This is a genomic window from Speluncibacter jeojiensis (genome assembly GCF_029589495.1).
Taxonomy (GTDB): Bacteria; Actinomycetota; Actinomycetes; order Mycobacteriales; family Mycobacteriaceae; genus Speluncibacter; species Speluncibacter jeojiensis.
Window position 1 is genome coordinate 284,451 of sequence record NZ_JAAIVF010000005.1, and the last position, 17,375, is coordinate 301,825.

The window sequence follows — 17,375 nt, forward strand, 5'->3', positions numbered from 1 at the left end:
GGGTTCCTCCCGTCCACATGATCGGTACGGCTTTCACTGTAGGCAGCGTCCGATCCGGTCATGGACCGTGCTCAGTTCGGTCCTACTCCGACCACTGTGACGAGCGTTACCGTCGGTTGCAGACAAGTCTGTCATCTGGCCTTCTCGTGACTGGAGCCTGCTTCATGGAGCGCACCCTCTTCGATAGCGATCACACCCTCTTCCGCGACTCGTACCGCAGCTTTCTCGCCGAGCACGTCGCCCCGCACCACGACCGGTGGGAGGAGCAGAACATCGTCGACCGCGACGTGTGGATCGAAGCCGGCAAGCACGGCTTCCTGGGCATGTCGATGGACGAGGACTTCGGTGGCGGCGGGGTCAAGGACTTCCGCTACAACGCGATCATCGACGAGGAGACCACCAAGGGCGGGTTCAGCGGCATCGGCTTCACGCTGCACAACGACGTCGTCGAGCCGTACCTGCGCAAGCTCGCCACCGACGAGCAGAAGCAGCGCTGGTTCCCCGGCTTCTGCAGTGGCGAGCTGATTACCGCGATCGCGATGACCGAGCCCGGCACCGGCTCGGACCTGCAGGGCATCAAGACCAACGCCAAACGCGACGGCAGCGACTGGATCCTCAACGGCGCCAAGACGTTCATCACCAACGGCATCAACGCCGACCTGGTCATCGTCGTCGCGCAGACCGACCCCGACAAGGGCGCGCAGGGTTTCTCGCTGTTCGTCGTCGAGCGCGGCATGCCCGGCTTCGAGCGGGGCCGCAACCTCGACAAGGTCGGCATGAAGGCGCAGGACACCGCGGAGCTGAGCTTCAGTGATGTCCGGGTGCCCGCCGAGAACCTGCTCGGCGAGGAGGGGATGGGCTTCGTCTACCTGATGCAGAACCTGCCGCAGGAGCGGCTGTCGATCGCGGTGGTCGCCGCCGCGGCGATGGAGTCGGTGCTGGCCAAGACCGTCGAGTACTGCCGCGACCGCAAGGCCTTCGGCCGCAGCATCGGCACCTTCCAGAACACCCGGTTCGTCATGGCCGAGCTGGCCACCGAGACCAAGATCGCGCGCATCTTCGTCGACCGCTGCATCGAGGCACTGAACGAGTCGAACCTGACCATCGAAGAGGCCGCCATGGCCAAGTGGTGGACCACCGAGAAGCAGGTCGCGCTCATCGACCGGTGCCTGCAGCTGCACGGTGGCTACGGCTACATGCGCGAATACCCGGTCGCGAAGGCGTATCTCGACTCGCGGGTGCAGACGATCTACGGCGGCACCACCGAGATCATGAAGGAGATCATCGGCCGCGGGTTGGGGATGTAGTGATGGCTGAATCGAAGGGCCCGCTCGCCGGGCTGCGCGTCCTCGAACTCGGCGGCATCGGGCCGGGACCGCACGCGGGCATGGTGCTCGGCGACCTGGGCGCCGACGTGGTCCGCGTGCGCCGCCCCGGCGGCCTGGTGCTGCCGGCCGAGGACCAGGACGTGCTGCTGCGCGGGCGCCGCGTCGTCGACCTGGACATCAAGGCGGAGAAGGACGCGCTGCTCGACCTCGTCGAGTCGGCGGACGTGTTGCTGGAGGGCTTCCGGCCCGGCGTATGCGAGCGGCTCGGGATCGGACCGGACGTGTGCGCGGCCCGCAATCCGCGGCTGATCTACGCCCGGATGACCGGGTGGGGGCAGGACGGGCCGATGGCGCAGCGCGCCGGTCACGACATCAACTATCTCGGTCTGACGGGCATCCTCAGCACGATCGGCCGCGACGGCGAGCCGCCGGTTCCGCCGCTGAACCTGGCCGCCGACTTCGGCGGCGGATCGATGTTCCTGGTCGTCGGCATCCTGTCGGCGCTGTTCGAACGGCAGCGGTCCGGGCTGGGTCAGGTGGTCGACGCGGCGATGGTCGACGGCGTTAGTGCGCTCGCGCAGATGTCGTGGTCGCTGCGCGGCGCGGGCATGTGGCACGACCGGCGCGAGGCGAACATGCTCGACGGCGGTGCCCCGTTCTACCGGGTCTACGAATGCGCGGATGGCGGGTACATGGCGGTCGGCTCGATCGAGCCGCAGTTCTACGCCCAGTTGCTCGAGGGCCTCGGGTTCGAGGATCCAGAGGAACTGCCGTTCTACCTCGACCAGTCCCGTTGGTCCGAGCTGCGGGAGCTGTTCGCGCAGCGGTTCGCGACCCGCACCCGCGACGAGTGGACGAAGGTGTTCGCCGACGTCGACGCCTGTGTGACACCGGTGCTGACGATGGCCGAGGCGCCGGACAACGAGCACCTGCGTGCCCGCGGCACGCTCACCGACGTCGGCGGGACGATGCAGGCTGCGCCCGCCCCGCGGTTCTCTCGCACCCCGGCCGCGCCGCCCGGCCTGCCGCCGCAGGAGTCGACGCCGCGCGATCAGCTCGGCTGGTGAGAATTAGTACTCTCTCGGCCCAGGGCGCGCAGCCGACGGACGGGCAGGCCCGACTCTATGCGTCGTCAGCTGTCGGCCTTGGGCATCGGATCAAGATGGAACAGTCCCATCGAGCCGGCGAGTGCTTCGGCCTTAAACTCTGTGATATTGGTGCCTAGTTCATCGAAATGGAAGCTCATTCCGGTGACGAAGGCTAATTCGGGCACTAATGGGTGATCGACCTGAACAAGGGCTGTACGGGGGAGGTGCGAGTTGGAGTGAAAGCTGATTCGGGTTCCTTCGCGTTCGACCTCTCGTGCGTCGGCTATTAGGGCTGGCTGACCGTAGACAACGAGCTGACCGAGAACCCGGAGAGAAACCCAATCAATCATTTCATCGACCCGTTTGAAAGCAATAGCGTATTCCTTCGTGAAATGCGTTAGATCGTCGATGACAGAGTCGAGTTGGCAGCGGCGATAATCCTCTCGGCGCGCCATGCGCGTGGGTTCGTACTTGTCCACGGCGGTCGGTGAGAGAAGTATGCGTAGGCGTTTACGCGCCTCGCGGAGTTCTCGCCGCGACGTTTCCGTGAGCTCCGTAGCTAGGTGGGAGTAGGAGGTCCACTCAGCACTAACCTGCAGCGACTCCGAGAGCGCCTGGATCGCATGGTTGTATGAGCGCTGCTCGATGCCCAGCAGCTGGTCGACTCCCTGAGGTGCTGCTTGAAACTGGAGACCGCCCTGGATTGCTTCACGGCGCCAGCCAAGATCTCGTCCGATCTCGGGCGTCGTTCGGTGTGTACCCGGCACAAGGTGCGGTGCTGGGATCATCGGATATCCGGGCAAACGTGATCGCAGCCAGGCAGTTTGGACCTCGGCGGCAAAGCCGATCGGTTGTACTGAGCTTAGGAATGCTCGCCCTACCGAGTCGAGCGTGACTGACGGCATCTGCAGAGCGAAGTCTTCCCAGCTATTGGGAATGAGTGGTTGCCGCGATACAAGGCGGGTGCCGGCATCGAGATTCCGCAGCATTTCTGGAACCCCATTATTTGAGCGATTATTCGCGGGTAACTGCGCTGCAAATCGTTGAATCAAGGCGCTTTTCCGCCATTGCTCCGCCAAGTTGTGAGTCGCGGACCATACGGCTGAATTTGTCATCAGATTACCTCCATATTCGCGGAATTCTGAAACCTCGCCCAACATGTCAAAGCCAAATTCTGTTGGTTAGCCTATTGACGGACTGGATGGTCATTGTTGACGCTCTATGGGAGGGATCTTCGTCAAGAAACGAATCCACGCACCCCTGTCCTGTCCAGGTTCCATCTGGATTGAGCTCCATTTCCTGCACTGCAGAATGGGAGTGATCCTGGTCGTTGACGTATCGAAATAGTACGCCCCGATTACGTTGGTCGGCGGCGTCACGGTTGCTGTCGAGAGCGAATTCAATGCGGCATGGACCAACAGCGCCAGCCAGAACTTCGGTCTGGCCCGGTGGTGCGATTTCTCGAGTCAGTTTATGCGACGCGCTCGCGAGTGCGTCCGAGAAGTTTTCAAGCGCGGTGACAGTTTCCTCGTGCGTACGGGGTACCGATGCTGTACCTTGGCGCGCACGATCAAGTTCGATATGCAACTTGTGTCGCCAGATCCGGGCTGCCACGGATAAGGGGCCGTTTGCTGCCTCAAACGTGTAGGCGTCAGTCGCCACCTCGCTATAGGTGCATTCGCCGAGCCAACCGGAAGAATTTCCATTTACGGTGACGAAGCAGGAGTCCGCCGCATTCCAGAATGCGACGCAGGGGGCCTCGGTGGCGCTTGGCCACACGTTCGACAAAATTGCCTTGGTTGTTTCGTACCAGGCTTCTTCTGGCTGGAGATCTTCTCGTTCGGCAGCTTCGGGTATGAGAAACGGAAGATCTGAAGATATCTGGATAGAGAGGCTTCTCGTCAACCCGGCGAGTTCGATTAGGAAACGGACTCGGGCGGTATCTCGTGATTTGAGCTTGCGCGGAATTCGGGCTACGCCACGGGCATGTGCCACGGCAGCGAAGTAGTCCGCGAATGAATCATGGACAGCTCTGACCAGATCGCCACCAGATCGGTGGACGAATCCTGATTCAAATCCAAATTCGCGCAGATCTGAGGTGGTTATGTCATGGCCATCGTCCCGGAGTGCTCTGACGGCGGAGTTGAGTTGTTCGGTCCACTCAAAGCTGTCACAGTAGCGCCGCCCAGAATCTGCAAGTGCAGCGAACGCCACCCCTAGCCCAACCTCCAAAACCGTTATGTTCGAATAGCCGCAGTCTTGCGCGCGACTGTGAACGTGTTGCCGATACATTGATGCCGGATTGTTAAATTTGTAACCTGAGGCGATCAGCGCGGCGCCGACTGCGAATAGTTGCGGATTGTCAGCAGCCCCTTTTAGGGCGTGTTCAACCCGTGCTGTAATTTGCCTTTCGATGTCTGGACTCAGTGCACCATGTGAGGCGGTAGACAGAATCTCAAGACGCTGTGCCCTGCAGAGTCGCTCGACCATCATTGGGTGTGTCGGTGAATGCCGTGGAAGCATGCTTTGCAGGATCGTCGAATCGCGGCCAGCGAGCACCAAACTTGCGCGAGCATCGGATGCGAGGAGTTGTCGTAACTCATTCTTCAGTGCGGATCGCTCCTCGGGCGGGATTTCAGACACCCCGTCGATGATCACTGTGACTTCGGGGTCGCGCAATGCGCTGAGTCCGGTTGTTGAATAGGCGCCGAGAAATCTGGAGGTGTTAATTGCCTGAGCCACTAGAGATCCCAGACGTTTCGGGATATATGCTTCCGCATCGACAACGATTACGATCTTTTGGTGTCGGGCAGCAATGATTTGAGCTCTTCTGATAACGGTAGATTTTCCGGAGCCAGAAGGGCCGCTCAGGAGTGGAATCAGAGCTGCTCCGATAATATCTGCAAGGCTGCAGGCTCGATTGCTGGGAGAGTCGCCGACTTGTGCGCCGGTACCGGTGGCCTCACATCGCAATTCCACACCTTCTGGTGTCTCTTGTCTTAGTGCCTGGATGAACTCATTCTTGAGATCTGTGGACCAAGATTCACTGGCTACGTACTCGCTGCGGCTAGAAAGCAGCACATTTAGTTCGGTCTTGGTGATCACACGTGCTTCAGGGTCGAGGTCGCCACTTCGTTGGACAACTATCCGGAGAAGCTCATGGACGAGTTGGGTGCCGCGCTCCTCGGCCTCCAGTTGTCCGCTGACGGTCGGCAATAGGGCGATCACCCGGTCGATCGCGTTAGCGAGGAGCTGATCGAATCCGGGGGTGTCTGCCACGATCCACGCACGGGCGCATTGAACGGGGTCGAGGCTGGCCTGACGGCTCTGCGCCAGCTCGGCGAGGGCCGTGTTCTGCCCCGCTCGCACAGCCTCCAACGCCGCTTGGACCTTGCGACCCGTTGGTCCAAGGCGACCATCAGTAACGAACTCGTATTGAGCGTCAGGGCACGCGACTGCTAACGCTGACCATCGGGCTAGCTCGTCGACTAACTCGGCTTCTCCCCAGGTGTACCTTCTGTCTCGGATCTTGTACTGCGCCGCGTGGACCAGCCTGTCATCCGTGGCAAAAATTTCGACGTCGACAACGTCGTTCGCAGCTTCGACTCGCAGATAGTCGCCATCGTGCAACTCGGCGAGATCGAGTAATCGATGAACGGCTTGAGCGTGCTGGTACGCAAATCCTGCCGACGCGTCGACACCGCCCATAGGAGGTTTTGTCCTTCCGATCTACTGCTGCGGCGCGCGCCCGCCCGGGCCGATATGGGATTCGAACCCTGCTCGTAGCTTGAACTGGGCAGCAGCTTATCTGCGCATACCGACACCGTTGTTGCCTGAGGCGCCGAACTCACGGTGTTGATGTCTAGACCAGCCGGTGTAGCCGCGAGACCGCCTCGGCGAGCACCTCGTCCCGTTTGCAGAAGGCGAACCGGACGAGGTGCTGCCAGTCCTGCGGGTGGTCGGTGAACGGGGTCATCGGCACCGCGGCCACCCCGATGCGGGCGGGCATGTCCCGGCAGAGTTCACCGCCGTCGTGATAGCCGAGCGGGCGCGGGTCGGCGAGCACGAAATAGGTCCCCGCGCTGGCATGCACGCCGAAGCCGACCTCGCGCAGCGCGGCCGAGAGCATGTCCCGTTTCGCTTGCAGCGCCGTGCGATTCGCATCGATCCAGGCCTGCTCGGTGCGCAGCGCCAACGCGACCGCGGGCTGGAACGGGGTGGCGCCGACGTAGCTGAGGAACTGCTTCGCGCCGCGGACCGCGTCGATCAACTCGGCCGGCCCGACCGCCCAGCCGGTCTTCCAACCGGTGACGTTGAAGGTCTTGGCCGCCGACGAGACGGTGACCGTGCGCTCGGCCATGCCTGGCAGCGCCGCGAGCGGGGTGTGCGCGGCGCCGTCGAACAGCAGGTGCTCGTACACCTCGTCGGAGAGCACGAGGACGTCGCGCTCGCAGGCGATCTCGGCGATCGCGGCGAGGTCGTCGGCGGTGAGCACGGTGCCGGTCGGATTGTGCGGGGTGTTGACGATCAGCAGTCGTGTCCGGCCGGTCACCGCGGCGCGCAGCGCGTCGTGGTCGAGCGCGAACCCGTCGCCGTCCGGGACCAGCGGGACCGTGCGGCGCACACCGCCGGCCAGCGCGACCGTCGCGGCGTAGGAGTCGTAGTACGGCTCGATGAGCACGACCTCGTCGCCCGGTTCGACCAGTCCCAGCACCGCCCCGGCGATCGCTTCGGTGGCGCCGACGGTGACCAGCACCTCGCGGTCGGGATCGGTCTGCAGCCCGTAGCGGCGGGCGCGGTCCTCGGCGACGGCGTGGCGCAACTCGGCCATGCCGATGCCGGGGGCGTACTGGTTGAGGCCGTCGGCGATCGCCGCGCGGGCGGCCTCGAGCATGGCGGCCGGGCCGTCCGTGTCGGGGTAGCCCTGGCCGAGGTTGATCGCGTCATGACGCTGCGCGAGCGCCGACATCTCGGCGAAGATGGTCGAGCCGAACGGTCGCATCCGGCGCACGAGGGCGGTCATCCGCGGAGTGTATCCGCCACCGCCGACGAGTCCTGGATTGATCGGCTCGGTCACAGAGCTCGATCGGCTCGGTCCTGGACCCAGTTTTGGAACACGTTCTACTATGACTTGCGTCGAGGCCTGCGCCTCGGGCCGGCGCCGCGTGAGTCGGTGCCCGGAGCAGAAATCGAACTGCCATTGGGACCATGCGGTCCTGCGCCCATGCGCTGGGACGTGCACAGGAAGGAACACCGTGACCACAGAGGCGTTCATTTATGAAGCCATCCGAACCCCCCGCGGTCGGGGGAAGGCGACCGGATCGCTGCACTCGGTGAAGCCGATCGACCTGGTCACCGGCTTGATCGGTGAGCTGCGCACCCGGTTCCCGAACCTCGACGAGGATCGCATCTCCGACGTCGTCCTCGGCGTCGTCTCGCCGCTCGGCGACCAGGGCGCGGACATCGCGCGCACCGCGGTCACCGTCGCGGGCCTGCCCGACACCGTCGGCGGCGTCCAGATCAATCGCTTCTGCGCCTCCGGTCTCGAGGCCGTGAACATGGCCGCGCAGAAGGTGCGCTCCGGCTGGGACGAGCTGGTCATCGCCGGCGGCGTCGAGTCGATGTCCCGCGTGAAGATGGGCTCCGACGGCGGCGCGTGGATGCAGGACCCGGCCACCAACTTCGACACCTACCTGGTGCCGCAGGGCATCGGCGCGGACCTGATCGCCACCATGGAGGGCTTCAGCCGCGAGGACGTCGACGCCTTCGCGGCGCGCTCGCAGGACCTGGCCGCCAAGGCCTGGACCGGCGGCTACTTCGCCAAGTCGATCGTCCCGGTCAAGGACATCAACGGCGTCACCGTGCTCGACCATGACGAGCACATGCGCCCCGGCACCACGGTCGAATCGCTCGCCGGTCTGGCCCCCGCCTTCGCCGGAATCGGCGCGATGGGCGGCTTCGACGCGGTGGCGCTGCAGAAGTACCACTGGGTCGAGAAGATCAACCATGTCCACCACGGCGGCAACAGCTCCGGCATCGTCGACGGCGCCGCGCTGGTGCTGGTCGGTTCCGAGGACGCGGGCAAGGCCATGGGCCTGACCCCGCGCGCCCGTGTCGTCGCGACCGCCACCTCCGGCGCCGACTCGACGATCATGCTGACCGGCCCGACGCCGGCGACGAAGAAGGTCCTCGCCCAGGCCGGGCTGACCATCGACGACATCGACCTGTTCGAGATCAACGAGGCCTTCGCCTCCGTCGCGATGAAGTTCCAGAAGGACCTGAACATCCCCGACGAGAAGCTCAACGTCTGCGGTGGCGCCATCGCGATGGGTCACCCGCTCGGCGCGACCGGCGCCATGATCACCGGCACCATGGTCGACGAGCTCGAGCGCCGCGGCGCCAAGCGTGCCCTGGTGACGCTGTGCATCGGCGGCGGCATGGGCGTGGCCACCATCATCGAGCGCGTCTGACGCTCACGAACCGATTCAGGAGAGACGAAAAGTGAGCGAACAGAACATCATCGCCTGGGAGCAGGACGCCGACGGCATCGTCGTGCTCACCATCGACGACCCCAACCAGGGCGCAAACACCATGAACGACCGGTACATCTCCTCGATGCAGGAGACCGTGGACCGGCTGCACGCGGAAAAGGACTCCATCGCGGGTGTCGTGCTCACCTCCGGCAAGAAGACGTTCTTCGCCGGCGGCGACCTGAACAACCTCCTCGCGGTCCAGCCCGAGCAGGCCGAGCAGATCTACAACCACAGCCTGACCCTCAAGGCCGACCTGCGTCGCCTCGAGACCCTCGGCAAGCCGGTCGTCACCTGCATCAACGGTGCCGCCCTCGGCGGTGGCCTGGAGATCGCGCTGGCCACCCACCATCGCATCGCCGCGGACGTCAAGGGCGTCAAGATCGGCCTGCCCGAGGTCACCCTCGGACTGCTGCCCGGCGGCGGCGGCGTCGTCCGCATGGTCCGCAAGTTCGGCATCCTGACCGCGCTGACCCAGCACCTGCTGCAGGGCCAGCAGCGGGGTCCGCAGCAGGCGCTCGAAGCCGGCGTGATCGATGCGGTCGTCTCGTCGGTCGACGAGCTGGTCCCGGCCGCGAAGGCGTGGATCAAGGCCAACCCCGAGTCCGGCGTGCAGCCCTGGGACGTCAAGGGCTACAAGGTCCCCGGCGGCACCCCGGCCACCCCGGCCCTCGCGGCGAACCTGCCGGCGATCCCGGCGAACCTGCGCAAGCAGCTCAAGGGCGCCAACATGCCGGCGCCGCGCGCGATCATGGCGGCCGCGGTCGAGGGCAGCCAGGTCGACATCGACAACGCGCTGAAGATCGAGTCGCGCTACTTCACCTCGCTGGTCACCGGCCACGTCGCGAAGAACATGATCCAGGCGTTCTTCTTCGACCTGCAGTCGATCAACGGTGGCGGTTCGCGTCCGAAGGACATCCCGAAGCGTGAGATCAAGAAGGTCGGTGTCCTGGGCGCCGGCATGATGGGCGCCGGCATCGCCTACGTGTGCGCGAAGGCCGGAATCCCGGTGGTGCTCAAGGACGTCGAGCAGGCCGCCGCGGAGCGCGGCAAGGGATACGCCGAGAAGATCGAGGCCAAGGCGCTCTCCCGGGGCAAGACCACCGAGGAGAAGTCGAAGGCGCTGCTGTCGCTGATCACCCCGACCGCCGACCCGGCCGACTTCGCCGGTGTCGACTTCGTCGTCGAGGCGGTCTTCGAGTCGCCGGAGCTCAAGAAGAAGGTCTTCCAGGAGATCGAGGACATCGTCGAGCCCGACGCCCTGCTGGGCTCGAACACCTCGACGCTGCCGATCACCGACCTGGCGACCGGCGTCAAGCGCTCCGAGGACTTCATCGGCATCCACTTCTTCTCGCCCGTCGACAAGATGCCGCTGGTGGAGATCATCCGCGGCGAGAAGACCTCGGACGAGACCCTCGCCCGCGTCTTCGACTTCGTGCAGAAGATCCGCAAGACCCCGATCGTCGTGAACGACTCGCGCGGCTTCTTCACCTCGCGCGTCATCGGCACCTTCGTCAACGAGGCCATCGCGATGGTCGCCGAGGGCATCGAGCCGGCCACCATCGAGCAGGCGGGCATGCAGGCCGGCTACCCGGCGGCGCCGCTGCAGCTGTCGGACGAGCTGAACCTGACGCTGATGCAGAAGATCCGTGCCGAGTCCAAGGCCGCCGCCGAGGCCGAGGGCAAGACGCTCCCCGCGGACCCGGCCGGTGACGTCATCAACTACCTGGTCCAGGGCAACGACCGCAAGGGCCGCCTCGGCGGCGCCGGCTTCTACGACTACGAGGACGGCAAGCGCACCGGCCTCTGGCAGGGCCTGCGCGAGCACTTCAAGTCCGGCTCGGCCACCCCGCCGATCCAGGACCTGATCGACCGGATGCTGTTCATCGAGGCGATCGAGACCGTCAAGTGCTTCGACGAGGGCGTCATCACGTCCTCGGCCGACGCCAACATCGGCTCGATCATGGGCATCGGCTACCCGGCGTGGACGGGCGGCGTCAGCCAGTTCATCACCGGCTACCCGGGCGGCAAGGCGGGCTTCGTCGCCCGCGCCCAGGAGCTGGCCGCCGAGTACGGCGAGCGCTTCACCCCGCCCGCCAGCCTGCTGAGCTGATCTCGAGTCCGAACCGCCCCGGGTGCCGCCCGGGGCGGTTCGCGTTTGCGTGGGATTGCCGCCGGAAGCCGGGCGGAATCCCACGCAAACGGATCGACCGCGTGCCTGAGCTCAGTTCACCGGCGGCCACACCGGCGCGATCGACCACGGCTGCGCGGTCTCCAGCTGGGACGCGATCCGGATCAGCAGATCCTCGCGGCCGAACGGGGCGGCAAGTTGCACGCCGAGCGGCATGCCGGTGGCGTCGCGACCGAGCGGCAGCGAGATCGCCGGCTGACCGGTCACGTTGAACGGGCTGGTGATGGCGCCGTACACCCCGCCGTGCTGCCAGGCCTTCTGTAGATCGTTCGCGTCGAGCAGACCGAGCGGCGGCGTCGGCTGGGCCAGCGTCGGGGTCAGCAGCAGGTCGTGGTCGGTGAAGAACGCGCCGACCTGGGCGGCGGTGCGGCCGAGTTCGCGCATCGAGACGTCGAAATCGCCGGCGCTCTTGGTCTTGATGCGGTCGTAGATGGCGCGCGGCAGCGCCTCGAGGTCGTCGTCGCGCAGTTCCCGGCCCAGCCGGGCAAGGCGCTCGTCGATCTGCACCGTCATCGGCACCGCCATGCCCATGGTGAACGCCGCCATCAGCGACTCCATCGGGTAGTCGGGGGCGTCGGCGGTCACCTCGTGGCCCAGTTCGGCGAGCAGCGCCGCGGTCTTCTGCGCGACGGCGGCGCAGTCCGGGTGGACCGGTTCGCCGGTCGGGGTGGTGGTGGAGACGGCGATGCGCAGCCGGCCCGGGTCTGCGCCGACCTCCCGGATGTACGGGCGCTGCGGCAGCGTGATCGGCAGCGGTGCGCCCGGCCACGGGGCCGAGGCGATGTCGAGCAGCAGCGCGGTGTCGCGGACGCTGCGTGTCAGCGCGTGCTGCACTGACAGCGGCGCCTCGAGCGGATTGCCGGCCGCGGTGCGCCCGCGTGAGGGCTTGAGCCCCACCAGCCCGGTCATCGACGACGGGATCCGCAGCGACCCGCCGCCGTCGGAACCGTGTGCGGCGGGCACGATCCCGGCCGCCACCGCGGCCGCGGAACCGCCGGAGGACCCGCCGGGGGAGTGGGAAAGTCGGTGCGGGTTGCGGGCCGGGCCGAACAACAGCGGCTCGGTGCTCGCGTTCTGGCCGAACTCGGGGATGTTCGTCTTGCCGAGCACCACCAGTCCCGCGGCCCGGTAGCGCCGGACCAGTTCGGAATCCCGGTCGGCGACGACGTCGGCGAACAGTCGTGATCCCTCGGTGCTGGGCAGCCCCGCGACGTCGGCGTGCAGGTCCTTGATCAGGAACGGCACGCCGCGCAGCGGGCCGTCGGGGAGGCCGGCGTCGACCTCGTCGAGCGCCTGCTCGATCCGGGTGCTGACCACCGCGTTCAGTGCCGGGTTGCGCTCGGCCAGACGAGCCGCGGAGAACTCGACCACCTCCCGTGGTGAGACCTCGCCGGCGGCGACGGCCTCGGCGAGCCCGGTCATGTCGCGGGCATCGAAGAGTTCCTGCATCCCATCACTCCTGTTCTCGACGAGCTGCCGGCCGGGGGACCGCGCCCGCGACCGGAACCTCTTTGATAGCGCGCCGCGGTGATCGGCGTCACTTCATGATCTCTGACAGCGGGATTCCGCGTCTTCGGCGGGCATCGCCTGCTCGACGCGCTCGTCCGCCGGCGAGGGACCGCACTCACCGGCTTTCCGGCGGATCCGGATCGAGGATGACCGAGACATTCTCGGCGCGGCAGCGCACCATGGACAGTGTCCGATCCCGTTCGAGGAAGGTGGACAGATGCCCCACGGTCCGGCCGGTGACTCTCCCGCGCTGCGCACGGCACTGGCCTACTTCGAGGCCTGGACGAACAAGGATCTGGATGCGGCGGCGGCCCACCTCGCGGACGGCTTTGTGTGCGACGCACCCCCCGGGCGGCTCGAGGGGGTTGCGGCGTTCCGCGCGTTCATGGCGCCGTTCGTGCAGATCCTCGTCGGCGCGCGGTTGATCGCGTCCTTCGGCGACGACACGACTGCCGTCCTCGTCTACGACACCGAGACCGTGCCGGTCACGAGTGCGCCGGCCGCCGAGACCCTCACCGTCGTCGACGGCAAGATCACCTACAACCGCTTCATCTTCGACCGGCTCCCGTTCGATGCCGCCCGGAAGGCCGGTGGCTGAGCGCCCGCCGGAAGTCGGGTGCCGTCGCGTCGTGACCGCGACGGAGTAACCGTGAGGAGGAATGTGATGACCAGGATCGCGGTCGTCACCGCCGAGCAAGCCGGCCCGGCGACCAAGCTCGCCTACCGCTACGCCAAGCGGCGGTTCGGCGAGGTGCCCGAGCCGTTCGCGGTGGCGGCCAACCATCCCGGCTTGTTCCGGGCGAACGCCGTGCACGAGATGCTCGCCGACTGGGCGTCGAAGGTGTTGCCCGCCAACGTCCGGGACATCGCCGTCTATCGGGTGGCGAGCACGGTCGGCTGCTCGTGGTGCGTCGACTTCGGCACCATGCTGCAACGGCTCGAGGGGCTTGACGTGGACCGGTTGCAGTCGATCGACGACTACGACACCTCGGCGTTGTACAGCGACGACGAGCGGGCGGCCATCGCCTATGCCGACGCGGTGTCGGCGACCCCGCTGACCGTGACCGACGAGCAGGTCGCCGACCTGGAACGCCGCTTCGGCAGGGACGGGGTTGTCGAGCTGACCTATCAGGTCGCGCTCGAGCAGATGCGCTCGCGGATGAACGCCGCACTGGGCACCGTCGACCAGGGCTTCAGTTCCGGCGCAGCGTGCCGGATTCCGGGTGCGGCGCAGGAGGATCGGGGCTAGGGCTGCGCCGGCCACCCCGGCGACCGGCCCAGCAGTGTCAGCACGCGGTCGAGGGTGTCGGGGTCGTCGGGTGCGTCACGGCGGGGTGCGAACGCCGCGCCCGGGACCGTCCGCGCCTTGCCGTCCGGGACCAGTTCCGCGGTGACGAGGGCCGCCGCGAGCGTGTCGCGGTCCGGGGCGTAGGGCAGATTCAGCGACCGTGCGACGTCCCAGCCGTGGACGAGATAGTCGAGGAAATGGAAGCTGGTGGCCTGCCCGGCCGGAAACCCGTGGTCCGGCAGGAGTTCTGGAAGTGCGAACGTCCGGTCCTCGGGTGCACGGGCGAAGGCCTCCAGCACGTCGTCGGCCGCGGAGAGATACGCGCCGATCGGGTCGTGATGGTCCCGGACCGCCCAGCGGTCCCGGTCCGCGCCGTGCCCGCGGGCGGCCGCGGCGAACCCCAGGTGCTGGGCGGTCATGTGGGCGAGCAGGTCGGCGAGCGTCCAGCCCGCGCATGGGGTCGGCCGCGTCAGGTCCTCGGGTGCCGCAGCTCGGACCAGGTCGCAGCTGCGGCCGACCACGCCGTGGTCGAGTTCCCGGATGTCCACGGTGTCGAGTAGATCGTCAATCGTAGTCATGTGCATACGGTAAGCATGAACGTACGATATGTCCAGGGGTATCTTTCGGTGGTGGAACGTAGAGACCTCGCGGCGATGGTGGTCCCCCTCGGCCGCGCCCTGACCGAGGCCGAGCTGCCGATCCTGCAGGCGCACGGGTTGACGATGTGGGCCTATGTGGTGCTGTCCGCGCTGCGGGAGCAGCCGGTCCGGACGCAGAGTGCGCTGGCGGCGACGATCGGCGCGGACAAGACGCGGATCATCAAGGTGCTCGACGACCTGGAGGCCAGGGGACTGCTCGAGCGTCGGCCGGATCCGGAGGACCGCCGGGCCCGGCTGCTCTCGCTGACGCCCGAGGGACGCAGCCTGCACGCGGACGCGCAGCGGGAGATCCAGCGCGGGGAGCGGCTTCTCCTCGACCGGCTCTCCGAGGAGGACCGCCGCGGCTTCCTACGGGCTCTGCAGATCCTCTCGCGCCCCACAGATCTCTCGGAGTAGCGAACCAGGGGCCGTCAGCGCATCTCGGTGGGCAACTCCCGCGCCTGCAGTGCCAGCAGCCTGGCCGGCGCCGCGTCGACCTCTTTGAACCGCTTGGTGTTGCGCGCCAGGAACGCCCACTCCCAGGCCGGGATCTCCGCGATGCCCCGCGCGATGACCGCGCGGTCGCGGGTGCCCCACGCGATCGGCATGGGCCCGGCGAGCTGCCAGACGTCCTGCGGCCCCCGGCTGGTGCGGTCGCCGAGGACGGCGGCCGACGGGATCTTGGCACCCACGGCCCAGTTGTGGCCGGGCAGGTTGCTGACGCTGCGGGTCACCAGCGCGTACCGCGGATCGGTGTCCGGGTGCTTGGAGACGTTCACCAGTGCCAGCAACGTCACCCCTCGGGGGCGCTTCTCCGCGATCACCGCGGGGACCAGCTCACCCTTGGCGTACAGCGACGCGAGGGTCCCGACCTGGCGCGGCAGCCAGAACGACAGGAAGATCGCACCCACCGCGAACACCGCGAGGATCACGCCGAGCACGACCACCCAGGTGGAGCCGAAGACGAACGACAACACGGCGCCGGCGATCAGCAGCGCGGCGACGATCAGCGCGGAGATGCGCAGCCGACGCACCTCGGTGTGGTTCTCGTTGACCGACTTGGCATGGTTCAGATCCAGCGGGAATGACAGATTGCGCACCCCGACGATCGTAGTCGCGGTCAATCGAGGGCGGGTCCGAGCAGGTCGTCGGCGTCGGTGATGCGGTAGGCGTACCCCTGCTCGGCGAGGAAACGCTGCCGGTGCGCGGCGTACTCGGAGTCGAGGGTGTCGCGGGCGACCACCGAATAGAAGTGCGCCTGGCCGCCGTCGTGCTTGGGCCGCAGCAGCCGGCCCAGCCGCTGTGCCTCCTCCTGCCGGGAGCCGAACGTGCCCGAGACCTGCACGGCCACCGACGCCTCCGGCAGGTCGATCGAGAAGTTCGCGACCTTGCTGACCACCAGCGTCTGGATCTCGCCGCGGCGGAACGCGTCGAACAGTGCCTCGCGCTCCTTGTTGCGCGTCGAGCCCTGGATCACCGGCGCGTCCAGGGCCTCGCCGAGCTCCTCGAGCTGGTCCAGATAGGCGCCGATGACCAGCGTCTGCGAGTCCGGGTGGCGTTCGAGGATCGAGCGCACCACGGCGACCTTGGTGTGCGCGGTCGAGCACAGCTTGTAGCGTTCGTCCGGCTCGGCGACCGCGTACGACATCCGCTCGGCCTCGGTGAGCGTGACCCGCACCTCGATGCAGTCGGCGGGCGCGATCCAGCCCTGCGCCTCGATGTCCTTCCAGGGCGCGTCGTACCGCTTGGGACCGATCAGCGAGAACACGTCGCCCTCGCGGCCGTCCTCACGCACCAGCGTCGCGGTCAGGCCGAGCCGGCGACGCGACTGCAGGTCCGCGGTCATCCGGAACACCGGCGCCGGCAGCAGGTGCACCTCGTCGTAGATCACCAGCCCCCAGTCGCGCGAATCGAACAGTTCCAGGTGCTTGTACTCGCCCTTGGACTTGCGGGTGATCACCTGATAGGTCGCGATGGTGACCGGGCGGATCTCCTTCTTCTCGCCCGAGTACTCGCCGATCTCCTCCTCGGTGAGCGACGTGCGCGCGATCAGCTCGCGCTTCCACTGCCGGCCCGCCACCGTGTTGGTGACCAGGATCAGCGTGGTCGCCTTGGCCTTCGCCATCGCGGCGGCGCCGACCATCGTCTTGCCCGCCCCGCACGGCAGCACCACCACGCCGGAGCCGCCCGCCCAGAACGAGTCCGCGGCCATCTCCTGGTAGTCGCGCAACTGCCAGTGCCCCTCCTCGAATGCCAGGTCGATGGGGTGGGCCTCGCCGTCGACGTAACCGGCGAGATCCTCGGCCGGCCAGCCGATCTTGAGCAGCATCTGCTTGAGGTGACCGCGTTCGGAGGGATGCACGATCACGGTGTCGTCGTCGATCTGGGCGCCCAGCATCGGGGCGATCTTCTTGTGCCGGCGCACCTCGGTGAGGACCGCGCGGTCCAGGCTGACCAGCACCAGCCCGTGCGCCGGGTTCTTCATCAGCTGCAGCCGGCCGTAGCGGGCGATGGTGTCGACGATGTCGACCAGCAGCGGCTGCGGGACCGCGTAACGCGAGTAGCGCACCAGCGCGTCGACGACCTGCTCGGCGTCGTGACCGGCCGCGCGCGCGTTCCACAGGGCGAGCGGGGTGATCCGATAGGTGTGCACGTGCTCGGGGGCGCGCTCGAGTTCGGCGAACGGGGCGATCGCCTGGCGCGCCTCGTTGGCCAGTTCGTGGTCGACCTCGAGGAGCAGGGTCTTGTCGGACTGGACGATGAGCGGTCCGTCGGTCAACGTGCCTCCACAGCTGGGGGATGT

General features: G+C 66.8%; 14 protein-coding genes. 7 read left to right on the forward strand and 7 right to left on the reverse strand.

Annotated elements, in window-relative coordinates:
- The first annotated feature begins 164 nt into the window (after nt 1-164).
- Both G4X40_RS16495 and G4X40_RS16500 read left to right on the forward strand, forming a co-directional pair.
- The gene (locus tag G4X40_RS16495; protein ID WP_277834003.1) at nt 165-1,307 is read left to right on the forward strand and encodes an acyl-CoA dehydrogenase family protein; all 1,143 of its coding nucleotides are present in this window, start codon (nt 165-167) and stop codon (nt 1,305-1,307) included.
- Between the two features lie 2 nt (nt 1,308-1,309).
- Complete coding sequence (locus G4X40_RS16500) at nt 1,310-2,395, forward strand: CaiB/BaiF CoA transferase family protein (protein ID WP_277834006.1); 1,086 nt, start codon at nt 1,310-1,312, stop codon at nt 2,393-2,395.
- Nucleotides 2,396-2,460: 65 nt separating this feature from the next.
- Here the strand turns inward: G4X40_RS16500 and G4X40_RS16505 are convergent, their stop codons facing one another.
- The 3 genes from G4X40_RS16505 to G4X40_RS16515 all read right to left on the reverse strand — a co-directional run bounded on the left by G4X40_RS16505 (nt 2,461) and on the right by G4X40_RS16515 (nt 7,439).
- On the reverse strand, nt 2,461-3,531 hold the full coding sequence (locus G4X40_RS16505) for a hypothetical protein (protein ID WP_277834008.1): 1,071 nt from the start codon (nt 3,529-3,531) through the stop codon (nt 2,461-2,463).
- 46 nt (nt 3,532-3,577) lie between these two features.
- Nucleotides 3,578-6,124, reverse strand: coding sequence for an ATP-binding protein (locus G4X40_RS16510; RefSeq protein ID WP_277834009.1), 2,547 nt, complete (start codon nt 6,122-6,124; stop codon nt 3,578-3,580).
- A 154-nt stretch (nt 6,125-6,278) separates the two neighbouring features.
- Complete coding sequence (locus tag G4X40_RS16515; RefSeq protein WP_277834010.1) at nt 6,279-7,439, reverse strand: pyridoxal phosphate-dependent aminotransferase; 1,161 nt, start codon at nt 7,437-7,439, stop codon at nt 6,279-6,281.
- Nucleotides 7,440-7,671: 232 nt separating this feature from the next.
- Here G4X40_RS16515 and G4X40_RS16520 point away from each other — a divergent pair, with 232 nt between their 5' ends.
- Both G4X40_RS16520 and G4X40_RS16525 read left to right on the forward strand, forming a co-directional pair.
- Nucleotides 7,672-8,886 carry an acetyl-CoA C-acetyltransferase gene (locus tag G4X40_RS16520; protein WP_277834011.1) on the forward strand — a complete coding sequence of 405 codons (1,215 nt, stop codon included), beginning with the start codon at nt 7,672-7,674 and terminating at the stop codon, nt 8,884-8,886.
- Between the two features lie 31 nt (nt 8,887-8,917).
- On the forward strand, nt 8,918-11,059 hold the full coding sequence (locus G4X40_RS16525; RefSeq protein ID WP_277834012.1) for a 3-hydroxyacyl-CoA dehydrogenase NAD-binding domain-containing protein: 2,142 nt from the start codon (nt 8,918-8,920) through the stop codon (nt 11,057-11,059).
- Between the two features lie 111 nt (nt 11,060-11,170).
- Here G4X40_RS16525 and G4X40_RS16530 read toward each other — a convergent pair whose 3' ends face one another.
- Nucleotides 11,171-12,586, reverse strand: a complete 1,416-nt coding sequence (locus G4X40_RS16530; protein ID WP_277834014.1) for an amidase — start codon at nt 12,584-12,586, stop codon at nt 11,171-11,173.
- 277 nt (nt 12,587-12,863) lie between these two features.
- On the opposite strand from G4X40_RS16530, the gene G4X40_RS16535 reads away from it, so the two are divergent.
- Together G4X40_RS16535 and G4X40_RS16540 are read left to right on the forward strand one after the other, a co-directional pair.
- Nucleotides 12,864-13,244, forward strand: coding sequence for a nuclear transport factor 2 family protein (locus tag G4X40_RS16535; RefSeq protein ID WP_277834016.1), 381 nt, complete (start codon nt 12,864-12,866; stop codon nt 13,242-13,244).
- A 66-nt stretch (nt 13,245-13,310) separates the two neighbouring features.
- A complete protein-coding gene (locus tag G4X40_RS16540; protein ID WP_277834017.1) occupies nt 13,311-13,895 on the forward strand; it encodes a carboxymuconolactone decarboxylase family protein in 585 nt (194 codons plus the stop codon).
- Here the strand turns inward: G4X40_RS16540 and G4X40_RS16545 are convergent.
- Nucleotides 13,892-14,512 carry a TIGR03086 family metal-binding protein gene (locus G4X40_RS16545; RefSeq protein ID WP_277834018.1) on the reverse strand — a complete coding sequence of 207 codons (621 nt, stop codon included), beginning with the start codon at nt 14,510-14,512 and terminating at the stop codon, nt 13,892-13,894. The two genes, G4X40_RS16540 and G4X40_RS16545, sit on opposite strands and share 4 nt — an antisense overlap.
- A gap of 75 nt (nt 14,513-14,587) precedes the next feature.
- Here G4X40_RS16545 and G4X40_RS16550 point away from each other — a divergent pair, with 75 nt between their 5' ends.
- Nucleotides 14,588-14,989, forward strand: a complete 402-nt coding sequence (locus G4X40_RS16550) for a MarR family winged helix-turn-helix transcriptional regulator (RefSeq protein WP_408642237.1) — start codon at nt 14,588-14,590, stop codon at nt 14,987-14,989.
- 14 nt (nt 14,990-15,003) lie between these two features.
- Here the strand turns inward: G4X40_RS16550 and G4X40_RS16555 are convergent, their stop codons facing one another.
- Both G4X40_RS16555 and G4X40_RS16560 read right to left on the reverse strand, forming a co-directional pair.
- Nucleotides 15,004-15,672 (reverse strand): DUF3239 domain-containing protein, encoded by a 669-nt coding sequence (locus tag G4X40_RS16555; protein ID WP_277834022.1) that lies wholly within the window; start codon nt 15,670-15,672, stop codon nt 15,004-15,006.
- 20 nt (nt 15,673-15,692) lie between these two features.
- Nucleotides 15,693-17,351, reverse strand: a complete 1,659-nt coding sequence (locus G4X40_RS16560; RefSeq protein WP_277834024.1) for a DNA repair helicase XPB — start codon at nt 17,349-17,351, stop codon at nt 15,693-15,695.
- Nucleotides 17,352-17,375: the final 24 nt, after the last annotated feature.